This is a genomic window from Ensifer sp. SL37, assembly GCF_026672675.1.
GTDB classification, from domain to species: Bacteria; Pseudomonadota; Alphaproteobacteria; order Rhizobiales; family Rhizobiaceae; genus Ensifer; species Ensifer adhaerens.
In genome coordinates this window covers 1-15876 of sequence record NZ_JAPPRN010000001.1, presented here as the reverse complement: position 1 = coordinate 15876, position 15876 = coordinate 1, and the positions used below count along the sequence as shown (strand labels likewise).

12 protein-coding genes and 2 pseudogenes are annotated in these 15876 nt (G+C 62.3%); 8 read left to right on the top strand and 6 right to left on the bottom strand.

Annotated features, from left to right (window positions below; translation table 11 throughout):
- Nucleotides 1-28 precede the first annotated feature (28 nt).
- A complete protein-coding gene (locus OVA00_RS00075; protein WP_268088483.1) occupies nt 29-640 on the bottom strand; it encodes an NUDIX domain-containing protein in 612 nt (203 codons plus the stop codon).
- A 192-nt stretch (nt 641-832) separates the two neighbouring features.
- A complete protein-coding gene (locus OVA00_RS00070; RefSeq protein WP_268087630.1) occupies nt 833-1852 on the bottom strand; it encodes a cyclase family protein in 1020 nt (339 codons plus the stop codon).
- 83 nt (nt 1853-1935) lie between these two features.
- On the opposite strand from OVA00_RS00070, the gene OVA00_RS00065 reads away from it, so the two are divergent.
- The 4 genes from OVA00_RS00065 to OVA00_RS00050 all read left to right on the top strand — a co-directional run bounded on the left by OVA00_RS00065 (nt 1936) and on the right by OVA00_RS00050 (nt 6487).
- Nucleotides 1936-2832 carry a LysR family transcriptional regulator gene (locus OVA00_RS00065; protein ID WP_112772402.1) on the top strand — a complete coding sequence of 299 codons (897 nt, stop codon included), beginning with the start codon at nt 1936-1938 and terminating at the stop codon, nt 2830-2832.
- 336 nt (nt 2833-3168) lie between these two features.
- Entirely contained in the window at nt 3169-4332 is a 1164-nt protein-coding gene (locus OVA00_RS00060) for an HlyD family secretion protein (RefSeq protein ID WP_180316558.1), read from the top strand.
- Nucleotides 4333-4402: 70 nt separating this feature from the next.
- A complete protein-coding gene (locus OVA00_RS00055; protein ID WP_034790820.1) occupies nt 4403-5995 on the top strand; it encodes a DHA2 family efflux MFS transporter permease subunit in 1593 nt (530 codons plus the stop codon).
- A 30-nt stretch (nt 5996-6025) separates the two neighbouring features.
- Nucleotides 6026-6487, top strand: a complete 462-nt coding sequence (locus OVA00_RS00050; RefSeq protein ID WP_034790629.1) for a MaoC family dehydratase — start codon at nt 6026-6028, stop codon at nt 6485-6487.
- 149 nt (nt 6488-6636) lie between these two features.
- On the opposite strand, the gene OVA00_RS00045 is transcribed toward OVA00_RS00050, so the two are convergent.
- Complete coding sequence (locus tag OVA00_RS00045; RefSeq protein WP_234852771.1) at nt 6637-6822, bottom strand: hypothetical protein; 186 nt, start codon at nt 6820-6822, stop codon at nt 6637-6639.
- On the opposite strand from OVA00_RS00045, the gene OVA00_RS00040 reads away from it, so the two are divergent.
- The 3 genes from OVA00_RS00040 (at nt 6823) to OVA00_RS00030 (ending at nt 9351) form a co-directional block, all read left to right on the top strand.
- A complete protein-coding gene (locus OVA00_RS00040; RefSeq protein ID WP_268087628.1) occupies nt 6823-8175 on the top strand; it encodes a sensor histidine kinase in 1353 nt (450 codons plus the stop codon).
- The gene (locus OVA00_RS00035; protein WP_112772406.1) at nt 8172-8780 is read left to right on the top strand and encodes a response regulator transcription factor; all 609 of its coding nucleotides are present in this window, start codon (nt 8172-8174) and stop codon (nt 8778-8780) included. The genes OVA00_RS00040 and OVA00_RS00035 overlap by 4 nt, the downstream gene beginning before the upstream one ends.
- 88 nt (nt 8781-8868) lie before the next feature.
- On the top strand, nt 8869-9351 hold the full coding sequence (locus OVA00_RS00030; protein WP_112772407.1) for a GlcG/HbpS family heme-binding protein: 483 nt from the start codon (nt 8869-8871) through the stop codon (nt 9349-9351).
- Nucleotides 9352-9546: 195 nt separating this feature from the next.
- Here OVA00_RS00030 and OVA00_RS00025 read toward each other — a convergent pair whose 3' ends face one another.
- The 3 genes and pseudogenes from OVA00_RS00025 to OVA00_RS00015 all read right to left on the bottom strand — a co-directional run bounded on the left by OVA00_RS00025 (nt 9547) and on the right by OVA00_RS00015 (nt 15133).
- Nucleotides 9547-11751: a TonB-dependent siderophore receptor gene (locus OVA00_RS00025; RefSeq protein WP_268087626.1), complete on the bottom strand. Its 2205-nt coding sequence runs from the start codon at nt 11749-11751 to the stop codon at nt 9547-9549.
- A gap of 173 nt (nt 11752-11924) precedes the next feature.
- Nucleotides 11925-12137, bottom strand: a pseudogene (locus OVA00_RS00020) (helix-turn-helix domain-containing protein); the annotation flags it as partial.
- Between the two features lie 23 nt (nt 12138-12160).
- Nucleotides 12161-15133 (bottom strand): Tn3 family transposase, encoded by a 2973-nt coding sequence (locus OVA00_RS00015; protein ID WP_268087624.1) that lies wholly within the window; start codon nt 15131-15133, stop codon nt 12161-12163.
- Between OVA00_RS00015 and OVA00_RS39905 the strand changes: the two are divergent.
- Nucleotides 15132-15871, top strand: a pseudogene (locus OVA00_RS39905) (recombinase family protein). The gene OVA00_RS00015 and the pseudogene OVA00_RS39905 sit on opposite strands and share 2 nt — an antisense overlap.
- Nucleotides 15872-15876 lie beyond the last annotated feature (5 nt).

Sequence of the window (15876 nt, the reverse complement as noted above, 5' to 3'; positions counted from 1 at the left end):
ACCGCCGGTTCGGGCGACCGCCATCGCTTCAGCCTGCCGGGACCCCAATGGGCATTGAGCTGGAGAACAGGTTCAAGGCGGCGTACTGCAGAAGCATGATCGTCTTGCCATCGCGGATGGCGCCAGAGCGGATCATGGCAAGCGCCTCGTCTATGCCAAGTTCGAGAACTGCGATATCCTCGCCTTCGTCTGCGTTACCGCCGCCCTGGGATGTGCGGTCGTCGGGCTGGTACTCGCCAACGAAGAAATGCAGGCGCTCGGTCACCGAGCCTGGGCTCATGAAGGCGTCGAACACCTGTCGCACGTCGCGCACGCGAAAGCCCGTCTCCTCCTCCGTTTCCGCGCGGATGCGCGCTTCCGGTTCGGCGTTGTCGAGCAGTCCCGCCGGGGCCTCGACGAGCAGATCGTCATGGCCGTTAACAAAGGCTGGGTAGCGAAACTGTCGGGTCAGGATCACGGTGCGGCGGACCGGATCGTAGAGCAGGATCGTCGCGCCGTTGCCGCGATCGTAGGTTTCCCGTGATTGCCGCTGCCAGCTTCCGTCGCCGCGCAAAAAGGAAAAGGTGGTTTTCTTCAGGACGTACCAATCATCCGAGAGAATAGTGACGTCTTCCACTTGAATTCGGTGTGCAATGCTCATGCGCCCTCCATTGATAATGGCTGTGATGCGGTCCGGCAATTTTGTGCATTTTCGTGCAATGTCAAGATTTTTCGTGTACGGACGTCGCCATGCGGCAGGGATATCGGGCGGTGTTTGTTGCGGAAACGGCGAGTGCCGCGGGGGCAATCCCGCGGCACACGGGTCAGCCGATTATGGCCTAACGGCATCTGCCTATCGCAACGGGAAGGCGACCGGCCGGATCGGAGCTGCGTCGGCGCCGCGGAACTTCAACGACGCACCAACGAAGGCGAACTCGTAGACCCTGTCCTTGGACAGTTGTTCGAGATTGATGAGCTCGATGATCGGAGCGCCTTGCTGCGCGAGCAGGTAGGTATGAACGGGAATGTAGTTGTTTTCCGTATCGGCCGGGAAGGCTTCGAAGCTCAGGTTATCGGCGCCCACCACCATGGCGCCGCCGTCCTCGACGAGGAACTTTGCCGCGTCGATGCTGAGGCCGGGGGGATTGCTCATATAGGCGGACTTGTCTTCGTAGTTCTGCATGCGACCCGTGCGGATCAAGGCGACATCGCCCTCCGCTAGCGTCACGCCCTGGCTTTTCAGCGCGTCTTCGAGATCCTTGCGCGTGATCCGGTAGTTGTCGGGCAGCATCTGCATGCCTTTGGCTGCCGCGACGTCGATCATCACGCCGCGCGCAACGATCGCCGGCAGTTTTTCGGCGCCGGTGATGGTCCAACCCTGGTCCCCGAGGTGATCGGCGGCGGCATAGCCATTCCAGATCTTGCCGTTCAGGCCGAAGTGATTGAGCGCGTCAATGTGGGTGCCCATGTGGGCATACATAGAAACCGCCGAGCCGGTGTAGCTGACATGGGCGTTCATCTCCTTGCCGACCTTCATCGGATCGGAGACCAGAGTGCCATTCGGCGTGTGCGTCATCCACATCTGGTAGGGCGGGTCCCCGGCCGCCTCCCAGCTGGGCATGCCGATGAAATACTCGACCGCGAGGTCGTAGGACTTGCTGCCCTCTATCCGCGACAAAATGGCGGCGCGGGAATCCGGCGTGATGAGGTTGAGGCGCCCGATCTCGTCCTTCGGTCCCCACGGGCTCTTGCCGACCTCCTGAGCGAAGGCCGTGCCGCCGAAGAGGCTGGCGACGAGAGAAGCGACCAAGACACGCTCCAGGACTGCGGTGTTGAACATGATGAACTCCTTCTTCTGGTCTTCCATCGACATCAGGAAGCTGGGCTCACGATATTGCTAGCGTTGATGCGAATAATCAGCGATGAACGGAAAACATAATTTACTCTGGAGAAAATATGGATCTGCTGGCCGCCATGCGTTCGTTCCGCCGCGTCATCGAGCTTCAGAGCTTCAACAAGGCGGCGGAGGAGCTCGGACAGTCGAACGCGTCGATCAGCAAGCAGGTCCGGCAACTGGAGGAACGGCTCGGGGCCGTGCTTATCGTGCGCACGACCCGGCGCATGAGCCTGTCGGAAAACGGACGCGCCTATTTTTCCGAATGCTGCCGGCTTCTCGACGAGCTCGATCATCTGGAGCGCACCACCTCCGGCGAGGCCGGCGAAATCAACGGCCGGCTCCGGCTCAATGCGCCCCTCTCCTTCGGATTGACCGTGCTTGCGCCGATGCTCGCGCGCTTCATGACACTTCATCCGCAATTGAAGGTCGACATGACGCTCGACGACCACGTGCTCGACATCGTTTCAGAAGGCTTTGACGTTTCCATCCGGGTGCGCGCGGCTCTGACGGATTCATCGCTGATCGCCCGGCGGCTCGGCGACATTGGCCAAGTCATCTGCGCCGCCCCGACCTATCTCGCAGACAATGGCACGCCCGCGACCGTTGCCGATCTCAAGAGCCACCATTGCCTCACCTATCGCCTGGCCGACCAGCCCGGCAGCTGGAGGCTGGAAGGGCCTGACGGCGCCGTCATGATCGACCTGCCGGCACGTTTCGTCGCCGACAACAGCCTGATGCTCAGCGAAATGATTCAGGCGGGCATCGGCATTGGCGTGTTGCCCTCCTTCATCGCCACGCCGTTGCTTGCCGAGGGCAAGCTCTGCCAGGTGCTGCCTGGTCACAAGCTCGCCGAACGCGGCATCTACGCGGTCTATCCTACCAATCGGCTGTTGCTGCCGAAGGTGAAGGCCTTCACCGAGTTTCTGGCAAGCGAGATGCGACAGGCCGGGCTTTAAGGGCTCGGCGTGACAAATACCTCAGAACCGAGTCGTGAGGTTCACGCGGAATATGCGCCCCGGTAGCCGCATTGAGATAGCGGTCATGTTCGGCCAACTGAAGATGGCGCGGGCGCCGTCGATCGCGAACGCCTCGTAATCATGTTACCTGGGTGACAGCTCAGATTATGGAACGGCCAAACTTTCCAAATTCGTTTGACAGCAATCGGCGGCGCGAATATTTTGGAAAGCATAAAGTTTCCTTATTTGGCCAACCGTTCATTTCGACGCGCGCCGCACCGGTGAAAGGAACCGGAAATGAGCCAGCAGTCATTCAGCATCGAAAATGCCCAGCCTATGAAAACGACGGAGGCCGTGCCCGGCGTGGAGGCACAGCGGACGCTGCCTGTCATCCCGACTGTGATCGCCACGAACGCTATCGGAACCCGCAGGCGCTGGCTTCGCAATGTGCTTTTCGCATCCGTTGCAATCGCCGCCGTCGCCGGTGCGATCGATTTCGGTTGGGCCTACTGGACGACGGGTCGCTTCGAGGTGTCGACCGACGACGCCTATGTGAAGGCCGATAGCACGACCATTGCCCCAAAGGTCTCGGGCCATATCGCCGAGGTGCTGGTCACCGACAACCAGCAGGTCAAGGCCGGGCAGGTTCTCGCCCGCATCGACGATCGGGACTTCACAGTCAGCCTCGAACAGACCAGGGCCGGCGTCGAAGCCGCCGAGGCCAATATCGCAAACAAGCAATCGGCTCTCATCGCACAGCAATCCGTGATCGATTCGGCCAAGGCGACGGTCGAGGCCGACAAGGCCGACCAAACCTTCGCCGAGCAGGACGACAGGCGCTATTCGGAGCTCGCAAGGCAAGGCTTCGGTACCCTACAGAACGCGCAACAGGCCGCCTCACGCATTGCCGCCGCAAGGGCCGCGGTGACGCGCGACACGGCAGCGCTCGCAAGCGCGGTCAAGCAGCTCGACGTGATCAAAGCCGAAGTCGCACAAGCAAAGGCCGCGCTAGACAGCGCGAAGGCGGCCGATCATCAGGCCGAGCTCAACCTCTCCTACACCGCGCTCGCGGCGCCGATCGATGGCGTGATCGGCAACCGCACCTTGCGCGTCGGTCAATATGTGCAGGCCGGGACACAGCTGATGGCAGTCGTGCCCACGCACGCGGCCTACATCGTTGCCAACTACAAGGAAACACAGCTTGCCGATGTCGTTCCCGGCCAGACCGTGGCGATAGAGGTGGACACCTTCCCGGGCCAGGTCTTCGAGGGCCACGTCGACAGCATCTCGCCGGCAAGCGGCCAGGAATTTGCGCTGCTGCCGCCCGACAATGCGACGGGAAACTTCACCAAGGTGGTGCAGCGCATCCCCGTCAAGATCGTGATCAATCGCGACAGTCCGCACGACGTGGTGCTGCGGCCCGGCATGTCCGTCTACCCGACGATCGACACCCGAACCGCAGGAACGGCGGTGGCCGCCGTGTCGGCAAGCATAAACTGAAGGACGCTCAGGCGCCGTTCCCAGCTTTAAGGGCTGGCAGGAGGATGCAATGTCCACCACCACGATGCCCATGGTTTCGCCCGGCGTGCGTGAGCCCGCAGCAACGTCGCCCGACAAGGCAAGTACGACGGCCTGGATTTCCGTTCTTGCCGGCCTGATCGGCGCCTTCATGGCGATCCTCAACATCCAGATTACCAACGCCTCGCTGCTCGATATCGAAGGCGGCATCGGTACCGGCGTCGACAACGGCGCCTGGATATCGACCTCGTATCTCATCGGCGAAATCGTCGTGATCCCGCTCACCGACTATTTGAGCCGCGTCTTCTCGTTCCGGCGCTATATGCTGACGAACGCCATCCTGTTTCCGCTGTTTTCGGCGGCCTGTGCGTTTGCCCATGATCTAGGCTCGATGATTGCGCTGCGCGGTCTGCAGGGTTTTGCCGGCGGCGTGCTCATTCCGATGGCCTTCACCATGGTGTTGACCCGCCTGCCCAAAGCGCAGCAGCCGCTCGGCCTGGCGCTGTTTGCGCTCTCGGTCACCTTCGCCCCGGCGATTGGCCCGACGATCGGCGGCTATCTCACCGAGAATTATGGCTGGCAGTCGATCTTCTTCGTCAACGCCCCGCCGAGCCTGGTGATGGTAATTGCGCTCTACTTCACCCTTGAGAAGAAGCCGATGCAATTGTCCCTGCTCAAGGAGGGCGATTGGGCCGGCATTATTACCATGGCCATCGGCCTTTCGGCGCTACAGACGGTTTTGGAGGAAGGCAACAAGGACGACTGGTTCCAATCGCCGTTCATCGTCAAGCTCGCTTTGACGGCGGCCGTGTTCCTGATCGCCTTCATCATCATAGAGCTCAAGGTCGAAAAGCCGCTGGTGCAATTGCGCCTGCTCAAGCAGCGCAATTTCGGGGTCGGCGTTCTCGTCAACGTGCTTGTCGGCGTCGCCCTGTTCGGCACGGTCTACATCCTGCCGCAGTATCTCGGCCAGGTGCAGCGCTACAATGCCGAGCAGATTGGCCTCGTGCTTGCCTGGACCGGGCTGCCGCAGCTTCTCATCATCCCGCTCGTGCCGGCGCTGATGAAGCGGTTCGACGTGCGCTACATCGGTTTCGTCGGCATCAGCATCTTCGCGGCCAGCTGTTTCATGAACACGACGCTGTCGCTCGACAGTGCCGGCGACCAGTTCTTCGTCCCGAATATCGTACGCGCCATCGGTCAGGCGCTGGTGCTGACGCCGATCACGGTGATCACCACCGCCCGTATCGCCCCGAACGACGCGGCAGCCGCCTCGGGCCTGTCGAACATGCTGCGCAATCTCGGCGGCGCCGTCGGCACGGCCACCCTTGCGACGGTGCTGACCAAGCGTGAGCAGTTTCACTCAAACATCATCGGCCAGTCGGTGACTGTCTATCGCGACGAAGTCCGCGACCGGATCGGCGATCTGACGCGGCATTTCATGGCCCATGGCGTCACCGATGCCGCCGTCGCACAGCACAAGGCGATCGCCGTGATCGGTGCTACGGTTCGCCGGCAGGCGCTGATCCTCGGTTTCAGTGATACCTTCGCGGTGATCGGGATCGTGCTGGCGCTTGCAGCCATCGCGCTGCTCTTCACCCGCAAGATCCAACTCGGCGGCGCCGGCGCGGGTGGCGCACACTAATTCGAAGATACGATGGAAGGAGGAAGGCCCATGCAAGGTTCCAGACCGGATCGTCTCTATCTGGAGGATCTTCACGTCGGACAACGCTTTACCAGCGCGACGCATACGGTCGACGAGGCGCAGATCAAGACTTTTGCCGCACAGTTCGACCCGCAGCCGTTTCATCTGGACGAGGCGGCCGCCAGTGACACGCTCTTCAAGGGCCTGGCCGCAAGCGGGTGGCACACGGCGGCGATCACGATGCGGCTGAACGTGGAGACCGGCCTGCCTTTCGCCGGTGGCCTCATCGGCGCGGGCGGAGACATCACTTGGCCGGCCCCGACGCGGCCCGGCGATACCCTGCGTGTCGAAAGCGAGGTGGTCGAGATCATTCCCTCGCGCTCGAAACCGGACCGCGGCATCGCCGTCGTCGTCAGCCAGACGATCAACCAGCGCAACGAGGTCGTGCAGATCCTCAAGGCGAAGCTCGTGATCGCGCGCAAGCCGGGCTGAAACGGCCGGCCGTGCTTGGCGATCGTTCGGGGTAGCGCCGCGCGACGCGTCGTCGGGACCGTATTTTCCCCGGCAGGCGCCCCGCGCAGCCGGACAGCAGCAATGGAAGGCTGTGCAAGAAAGCCTGCAAATGACAAGAATGATCAATGTTACCGAACAACCGTCCGTTTCTTGAGCGGCCCTTTTTTCTTGCTGCCCTTTGGTGTCTCCTCCTGCTTGTCGGGGCCGTGGCTCTCGGCGCTCGTGAGCGACAGTCCCTCGTTGCCGAACTGGAGCAGGAAAGTACCGTGCTCCATGGGCTGGCCTCCCAGCGCGCCGATCAGCACGATGCCCATTTGACGGCGCTTTCGGCCGTGGCGGTTGCGTCCGAAGGGCGCCGGCACGATCTCTTCCTGGATGTCGCGCGTACGATTACCCGCTTCTATCCGCGCATTGATGAAGTCCAGCTTGTCTCGCTTGATCCGGAGACAGAGACGATCGGGACCGGTCCGCTGGATGCGGCGACGGCCAAGCGCATTCGTGCGGCGGCCAAAGCTTCCGACGGCCGGATTGCACTTCTGCCGCATCCGCAGCGCCCCGATCATTACATGATGGTCAAGCGCAGCCCCAACACGAACGAGGCGCGCTACGGGTTGATGCTCGCCATCGATGCCGGCAAGCTGATCGGCGATGGCGGGCCTTTCTGGTCCCGATCGAGCACGGCCGTCCGGCTTTCGCTGCCGGACGGGCACAATCTGCTTCAGCCGGCCACGCTGCCCAATGCCATCCGCTTCTCCAGGCCGCTCAGCAGCGCGTCACAACCGCTCTTGCTCGAAACCGGTATGGATATCGGTCTCTCCGATATGTTTCCGCCCCTACAGACTGGCCTGACGTTCGTCGCCCTGACGCTCGCCTATCTCGCAGGCTTGGCGGCCTTGCGCCAACGGGCGCGAACCCGCGCGGCGGAACAGCAGGCACGGCTGAGCGCGCTCGATTCGCGGCTTAGCCATGCCTCACGGGTCAATGCGCTTGGAGAGATGGCAAGCGGCATGGCCCACGAGTTGAACCAACCCTTGACCGCAATCCTCGCGCAGGCTCAAGCCGGGCGTCGCCTCCTCAACCAGGGGAACCACGCTGCCCTCGCCTCCGTGCTCGACGATACCATCAGCCAGGCGCGCCGGGCTTCCGGTATTCTGGAGCGGTTCCGCAACTGGTCGCAGCCGAATGCGGTACCTGTGAGTGCATTCGACCTGCGCCGAGCGCTCGGCAATGTCGAGGCGCTGCTGGAGCAGGACGCCCGGTCCCGCAGCATCCTGCTAGAGTTCCGCCTGCCGGAAACGCCGGTGATCGTGACAGGCGACCCGGTCGAAATCGAGCAGGTAGCCTTCAATCTGGTGCGTAATGCGATGGAAGCACTTGACGGTCACGCAGGCGAAGAGCCCGGCGTGGTCGTGACCTTGAGGCAAGAAGACTCCATGGTGGTTTTCGATGTCGTCGACAATGGCCCAGGTATTCCCGAAGCCTTGCGCCCGCGCCTTTTCACCCCGTTCATGACGACGCGGGCGGGCGGCACGGGACTTGGCCTCGCCCTCAGCCAACGCTTGGTGGAACGCGTCGGCGGCGAGATTACATTGGTGGCCGGCGACGAGGGCGCCACCTTCCGGGTGACACTGCCCAAGGCGCGAGCCCGTCTGGAAGAGACACAATGACCGTTCCCGTCTATCTCGTCGACGACGACGATGCGGTCCGCCGCGCGCTCGGCCTGCTGCTCTCGACGGTCGGCATCAAGGTCATCCCCTTCGCCGATCCGCAGGCTTTTCTCGGGCAATTGTCGCGCCTTGAGCCGGGTTGCCTGATCCTCGACATCCGCATGCCGGCGATCTCCGGGCTGAAGCTGCAGGAAAAGCTCCGCGAAAATGGCGTGGACTGGCCGACAATCGTCATTTCCGGCCATGGCGATATCGAAGCTTGCCGGCGCGCCTTCCGCAACGGCGCCATCGACTTTCTCTCCAAGCCCATAGACGAAGAGGACCTGATCGACGCGATCCACAAGGGGCAGGAAATACTGGTGCGTACGATGCAGGCACGGGCGGAAAAGGCGGAAACTCTTGCTCTGTTGGCAGCGCTCACGCAGCGTGAGCGCGAGGTTCTCGATCGCATCGCTGCAGGTTTCACCACCCGCCAGATCGCCGAGGGGCTCGGCCTCTCGCCGCGAACGGTGGAAAGCCATCGCGCGGCGATCAGCGCCAAGCTCGGCAGCACCTCGCAGGCGGAGTTGACCCGCATCTGGCTCGAAGGGACGCAAACTCCGTAGAACTACGGATGGTGATGGAAGAGCTACGAATATCGATGGGCGGCGTCCCGCAATAACCTTTCCATATCAACAGGAAAGGAACCCATTGATGATCCGCAATATCGTGCTTGCAGCAGCTCTTCTCGCTCCCGTTGCCGCCACCGCCCAGGAGCTTCCGACCGCCGCCTACCTGCCGCTCGACATGGCCGTCAAGGCGGCCGGCGCAGCGCTGAAGGCATGCGCCGCCGAAGGCCACAATGTCAGCGTCGCGGTCGTTGCACGGGACGGTTCGACCAAGGTGCTGCTGAAGGCCGACAATGCCGGTCCGCACACCGGAAACAGCGCCCAGGGCAAGGCCTTCACCTCGGCGGCCATGGGGCGCGACACGGCTGGCCTCGGCGAATTCATCGCTTCCAAGCCCGCCAATGAAGGTCTCCGCGACATGGACGCACGCATGGTCATCCAGGCCGGCGGCGTGCCGATCAAGTTCGGCAAGGCGCTCGTCGGCGGCATCGGTGTCGGCGGTGCGCCGTCGGGCGACGTTGACGCAAACTGCGCGACAGCAGGCCTTGCTGCAATCGGCGCGAAGTAATTCGCTCCGAGGGGGCTCTCGCCCTTGAAAAGGCGGCGGGCCTCTCCATTTAAAGGCCACTACCCGTTTCGAGAGCTCTCAGCCGTCGGCGCCTTTAGCGTGCGATAGCGGCACTCCGGGTTAAAAACAGGGCGCTCCCCGGCACGGGTCGAGCGCCCTGTTTGCTTTAGCAGGTCATCAATCAGCCGGACGATCTCACCAGGTCTTGCTGAGCTTCAACGTGACGGTGCGTGCATCGCCATATCCGCAGACAAGCAGGCCATTGCAGCCGCTGACATAGTTCTTGTCGAACAGGTTGGTGACGTTGAGGGCAGCGCCCCAGCCGTCCTTTTCGTAGCGCAAGGCTGCGTCGACGACGGTCGACGCCGGCACCTTCGCGGTATTTTCCTTGTCCGCCCAGCTCTCGCCGCGATAGCGCACGCCGGCGCCGAGGCTGAGGCCTTCCAGCGCGCCCTGCTGCACCGTGTAGTCGAGCCACAGCGAAGCCTGCGTATCGGGGACGAGATAGGGCGATTTGCCGATCAGCGCACGGTTTGCGTCCTCGGTCACCTCGATATCCATGAAATCGAGGCCCGCGATCAGCTTCCAGCTTTCGTCAAGATTGACCTTGCCCTCGAACTCGATGCCGCGGGAACGCACTTCGCCGGTCTGGGTCGAGATGCTGGTCAGCGGATCGGTGACAAGAGCGTTGCGCTTGGTCAGCTGATAGATGGACGCCGTCAGCACGCCATCAAAAAAGGTCGGTTCGTACTTGATCCCGGCCTCGAACTGCTCGCCCTCCTCGGGCTTCGTGTTGCCGGTCGCCGTTACCGCCACGACCGGATTGAAGAAGGTCGCGGCGCTGACGTAAGGGGTGAGGCCGTTGTCGAATTCATAGGCAAGGCCGGCGCGGCCGCTAAGCGCGCCTTCGCTGTAGTCGAAACTCGAATTCTGGGTCGGCGCCCAGAAGGTCGGCTCGTTGTCGGTCTTGGTGTCGACATAGTCGTAACGGCCGTTGAGCGTGACGAGCCAGCCGTCGCCAAAGCGGATCTGGTCCTGCGCGTAGACGCCGATCTGCTGCTGTGTGATCACCTGGTTGATGTAGATGGCGTTCGCGGGTTGCGGCGCGCCATAGACCGGATCAGTAGCGCTGATCGGCGTTCCCGCCGACGACGCCTGGACGTGGTCCAGCCGGAAGAACTTGTAGTCGAGGCCGACGAGCAGCGTATGCTCGAGCGCTCCCGTCTCGAACTCGCCTTCGAGCCGGTTGTCGACGGCGAACGTATCGACCTTCGACGTCGCCTCGAAGCCGAGGCGATAAAGCAGATTGTCCGGGGTCGCCGGCGTGTTCGAAACCGGAAAAGGAAGGCTCGGATCGTAGTAGCCGTAGCTGTAAGGCCCGTTCTCGTGCTTGTAGAGATGACCGTAGCGAAGGTTCTGACTGAACTGCCAGCCGCTGTCGAACTCGTGCTTGAATTCGTAGCCGAGCATCTGCTGCACATAAGTTCCGGTATCGATGTCCGGCTCGCCAAAGAAGGCCTTGCGGTCGATCTTGCCGAAGGGCGCATCGACGACCGAGCCGACATAGGGCAGGAAGCCGCCACCGGTATGAACCTGGTCGAGGCCCTGCAGCAGGCCGTAGACGGTCAAGCTGGTCGCGTCGTCGGGCTGATAGGTGATCTGCGGCAGGATGAAGCCGCGCAGATCCTCCGAATGGTCCACATAGTTGTCGCCACCTGAGATCTTGCCGGTGACGCGATAGTTGATTGCGTCGTCCAGCTGCCGGTTCACGTCAATCCCGAGGAAGGCATTGCCGTTGTTGTTGATGCCGGTCTCGACATAGGCGGAGTTTTCCCCCGTCGGCCGCTTGCTGATGAGGCTGACGATCCCGCCCGGATTGGCGCCGCCATAAAGCACCGAAGCCGGACCTTTCAGCACCTCGACACGTTCCAGCATGAAGGGATCGATCTGGAACCCGCCAAAGCCGTAGGAAAAGAGGTTGAGGCCGTCGAGGAACACGCCGGTCTGCGTCGCGTCGAAGCCGCGGATGTAGAACCAGTCGGTATCCGGATCGACGCCGAAGGGCTCGGCCATCACGCCCGGCGTGTAGCGCAGCGCTTCGTCGACCTTGTTGACGACGCCGCGGTCGTCAAGCTCCTCGCGTCCGACGACGGAAACGCTCTGCGGGATCTCAGCGATCGGAGTTGCGGATTTCGAGCCGGTCGTCGTCGCCTTGGCGACATAGCCGTCGACCGGACCTGTGGCGTCGTTCTCCGTCCTCGCGCCGGTCGCCTCGATCGTTTCCAGCCTTGTCGCCGGCGCATCCTGCGCCATTGCCGCGCCGGTGGCCAGAACCGCAATGGCGGCGACCCCGCTTGCCAGCCACTCCGTCAGCCGTACTGCCTTACCTCTTACCATCATCTGTCTGCCATCTCACCCGAACCACCGCAGTGCCTTACAGGCGGCGCGGCTTACACCCTCTAATAAGGTGAGTGTTTATATCAACTATTCCGGTGGCTCTTGTCGCGATCAGCGGAAATTGAACGTTTCTGGGCTATTTGATGCGAACAACCGCCCTTCAAGATGGAACTTGCTCAGCTCAATCGGCTGCGTTTCCAAGACGCAGGCGTCGCGCCCACGACCTTGCGGAAGACCCGGGTGAAGTGCGCCTGGTCGGAGAAGCCGGTCTCGGCCGCAACCGTCGTCAGCGACGCCTCGTTCTTCAGCAACAGTTGCTTGGCTCTCTCAACCCGCGCATTGGTCTGCCACTGGTGCGGTGCCATGCCGGTCGACGCCTTGAACGGGTAGATTGAAAGTACGTGTAAAAAGTTCACAAGGGCAGGTCGAACGGCAAGGGCTTCGGGATGAGCGGGGCTGGCCGCTCGTCCATGTCGAGCTCGTATTTGCCGAACCGGCGGATATGCTTGCGGGCGTAAGGGCTGAGGGCTGCGGCGAACTCCGGCGTGACACGATGCCCGTCTGCGGTCATTGACGAGAGTACGTCCGTCAAATCGGAGACATTGGAGAGCATGATCGCGTTGGCGACCAGGCTGGCATATTTGAGCTGCTTTTCCTGTTCGACCGGATCGCCGCTCTTGATGATTGGACCGCCGAAGGTAATCCAGTCGAGGAAATCGTTGAAGGATTCGATTTTCGTGGTCTCGGCGCGGATTGTGCGCCGAATCTCGGGATTGGCGATGTAGCGCAGCAGGAACAGCGTGCGCTCGACCCGACCGAGTTCGCGGAATGCTTGGTACAGTCGGCTTTTGCGGTTGTGCGAGCCGAGTTTGCGCAGCAACATGGAGGGCAGGACCAAACCGGCCTGGATGGAGAGGATCACCTGCATCATGTCCTGCCAATGGGTTGCGATCAGGCGCCAATCAATTTCGCGGGTGAAGAGCCTGTCGATATGCTGGTAGCGCACCGATTGGTCGGGACGGTAAAAGGCGACGTCGCCCCAGTTGCGCATGCGCGGCATCAGCATGATGCCGAGAAGGCGCGAAAGACCAAAGACAGGCTCGCTCTGGCCTTGGGTGTCGGCATGGAGGGTATCCGGTTGGACCGTGGATCGGTTCTTCATAAGCCCATCCAGGATATGGACGGCCTCCCAGACGCCGCAGGGGATGAAGGTCGTGAACAGCGCGATATAGTTGTCGGCGATATGATGGTAGGCGATGCCGCCATAGGCGCCGTAACGGATGTGTTGGGCGCCCAGCAGGTTGTTTTCGCGAAGCGGGACGTGGGTGCCATCGGCGATCGCGGCGCGTCCCGCGCCCCAGAGTTTTGGCAAGGCAAAGCGATTGTAGGCGTTGATCAGATCGGTCATCGCGGCTTCGAGCTTGGGCGTATCGATATGCTGGGCATTGAGCCGGCGCAACGTATTGGCGCTGGCGATGCCGGGTGCGTGCCGAGCGGCTTGGACCGGGCCAAGATTGCAGCCGTAGCCGAAAGTGGTGAAGACATAGCGCTGCTCCGCTCTGCCGAGCTTCGGGTCAGCCCCCGACGGCGGGCCGAAGTGGCGCGTGAAGTTGGTCCAGAAGGTGCCGTCCCTGAGAATGTCGAGCAGGTGACGCTCGCGCATGCGGGCATGGATTTCCGTTTCGAAGGCCAACAATCCCTCGGGCTGGCATTTGGCCTTGAGCTGCTTCAGGTGGGGTACGCCGTCTGCGTCAATCGTCAATTCGACGTTGGAGGGGAAGCCCGCATCGACCGCCCCCGCCGTAGCCGTCAGTTCCTGCCGCAACTGGCCGACAAGCTGTTCGCCGCTACCGGGAAGGCCGAGGGCACCGCAATAATTCGCCAGCCGCGCCTCGCAGTCCGACCAAGGCAGGAGTTGGGTCCTGTAGTCATCGAAGGTTTCGGCGCCGACGACGAAGAGGTCGCCGGCCTGCAGCGCGTCCGCCAGATGAACGAAGACGCAGACTTCGAGCGCCCGCCGGTCCAGCACGACACGGCCCTTGCGGCGCTTCATCACGAAGCTTTGCCATCGCTGCGAGGCGAATCTCAGGTCAAGCTGCCCGGCCAGTTCGTCACGGCGCGCGGTACGGTGCTCGATGACGACCGTCAGCGCATCGAGCAGGCTGCGGTCCTGTGTCGCCGGGCGAATCTCCATCAGTTCCAGCAGCCGGAACAAAAGGCTGCGGGTTTTGGCGTGGATTGGCCACAGCAGCGGCAGATCGTTGTTACGATGCCAGGCGCTGACCGTTTCGCATTGTTCCGAGAGCGCCTCGACGCCGCCCTGCTCGGCCAGGAGGGCGCGGATGCGGTGTCCCGTGTCAGTGTCGCTCTCGCCGTCCTTTGCGGTTTCCAGCACCTGTCCCAGGACCCCGATCAGTTTCTCCTCCATCTCCCGGTGCTGCTCCTGAAGCGTCTTAAGCGCTTCCTTGGCGGCCGCCTGGGTCTTTCGAATGCGGCGCAACAACATTTCGATCAGCTCGTCACGACATTGTGCTCGGACCTGTCGAAGCAAGCTCAGTATCAGGATGTGGCGCCGTCCTGGCCGGGCAATGGCGAGAACCTCGCTCACCTCCAAAGCCCGGGCTTCGGCGGCGAATTGGCGGAGCTTGGTATGGGTAATGCCGTCCAGGAGCGGATCGGGATCGATCAATCGGGTCAGCCAGTCGAGGCGCTCTGTCCACAGTTTGATCGTCTCGGGGCGCGCCGGTCCCGGCGTCTGCTTGAGGCGGTTGAAGGCCGTTGTCGCGGCATCCGGCGGAACCGTCAGCAGCCCATCCAGGCCCGCGGTAACATCCGGCGTCAGCCGCCCCGCGACCTGGTCATACATGCGTGTGTGGACCTGGGCCCGCAGATGGTTGACCAGCCGATCCAGTGTGCTGAAGGCCGGCAAATCGATCGAGGCCTTACCCAGGACTTCAATGGCTCGATTGATCAGGTCCGCCGGATCGCTCATCATTTCGGCCGCCGCAAGCACGGCGGCCGAAACCAGCTGCTCGGCCGCTTCAGAATAAGGCGACACGCCGAGATGAATGCGTACCGCCGTCCGATAACGGTGGAGCATCGTCTTTTGACGGGTCTCGTCGAGCAGCGGAGATGCGGCGGCCAGGTCCAGTTGCGCCCCCAGATGGGCCACCGTATCGATGTGAACGTCGGACGGCGCTGGAAAGTAGCCAAGGTCCTGCCGGCCCTTCAGCAGTGTCGCCAGTGTCAGGCGGCCGATATCGCCGGGCGCCTTGTCACGAATAAAGAAAAGGTCGGCTTCATTCAGGTGGTAGCGGGCGTCCAATTCCTCAGCCGTCAGAGGGTCGCCTGGACGCGGGTAAGCGGTGCGGTCAATCGCGGTCATGAGGTGTCCGGAAAAGGGTCCGCCGGAGGCGTGGCGAAACATGCGTGAATTGAAGGCGTTAGGACATAGCGATTCCTTGTCCGAAAAGGAAGACATTCTAGGACGGAACCGCCATCACATCCGGCCAAAAAACCGCACGGCGCTCTATCTGCGCGTCTCCACGCCGGACCAGAAGCCGGATCTCCAATATGACGGCCTGCACGGCTACGCCGCGCGCGCCGGGCTGGAGATCGTCGGAGACTACTGTGACGTCGCGGTGTCAGGCCGCCGCGAGGGACGCCCCGGCTCAACGCCTTGATGGCGAGTGTTCGCAACCGTGAGGTTGACTGCGTCCTGGTCTGGAAATTCGACCGTTTCGCCCGTTCCACCCGCCACCTTTTGACCGCACTCGAGGAATTCGACCACCTCGGCGTGCGCTTCATCAGCGTCCAGGATCAGATCGACACCGCAAGTCCTATGGGGCGCGCCATGTTCACAATCATTGGAGCCATGGCTGAGCTGGAATCCTCTTTGATCAGCGAGCGCGTTACCGCCGGCATGAAGGCAGCCGCCGCGCGCGGCAAGCATCTCGGCCGACCACCGCTTGCGCCTCGGCTGATTGTCGAGATCGAAACGCTTGCCGCCTCTACCAGTCTCAGCGTGCGGCAAATTCATAAGAAAATTGGCGAAAAAGCCAGTCGCGGTAGCGTCGGCGAAATCGTCAAACGCATCCGATCACCAGGAGCACCGACCTTGTGAACTTT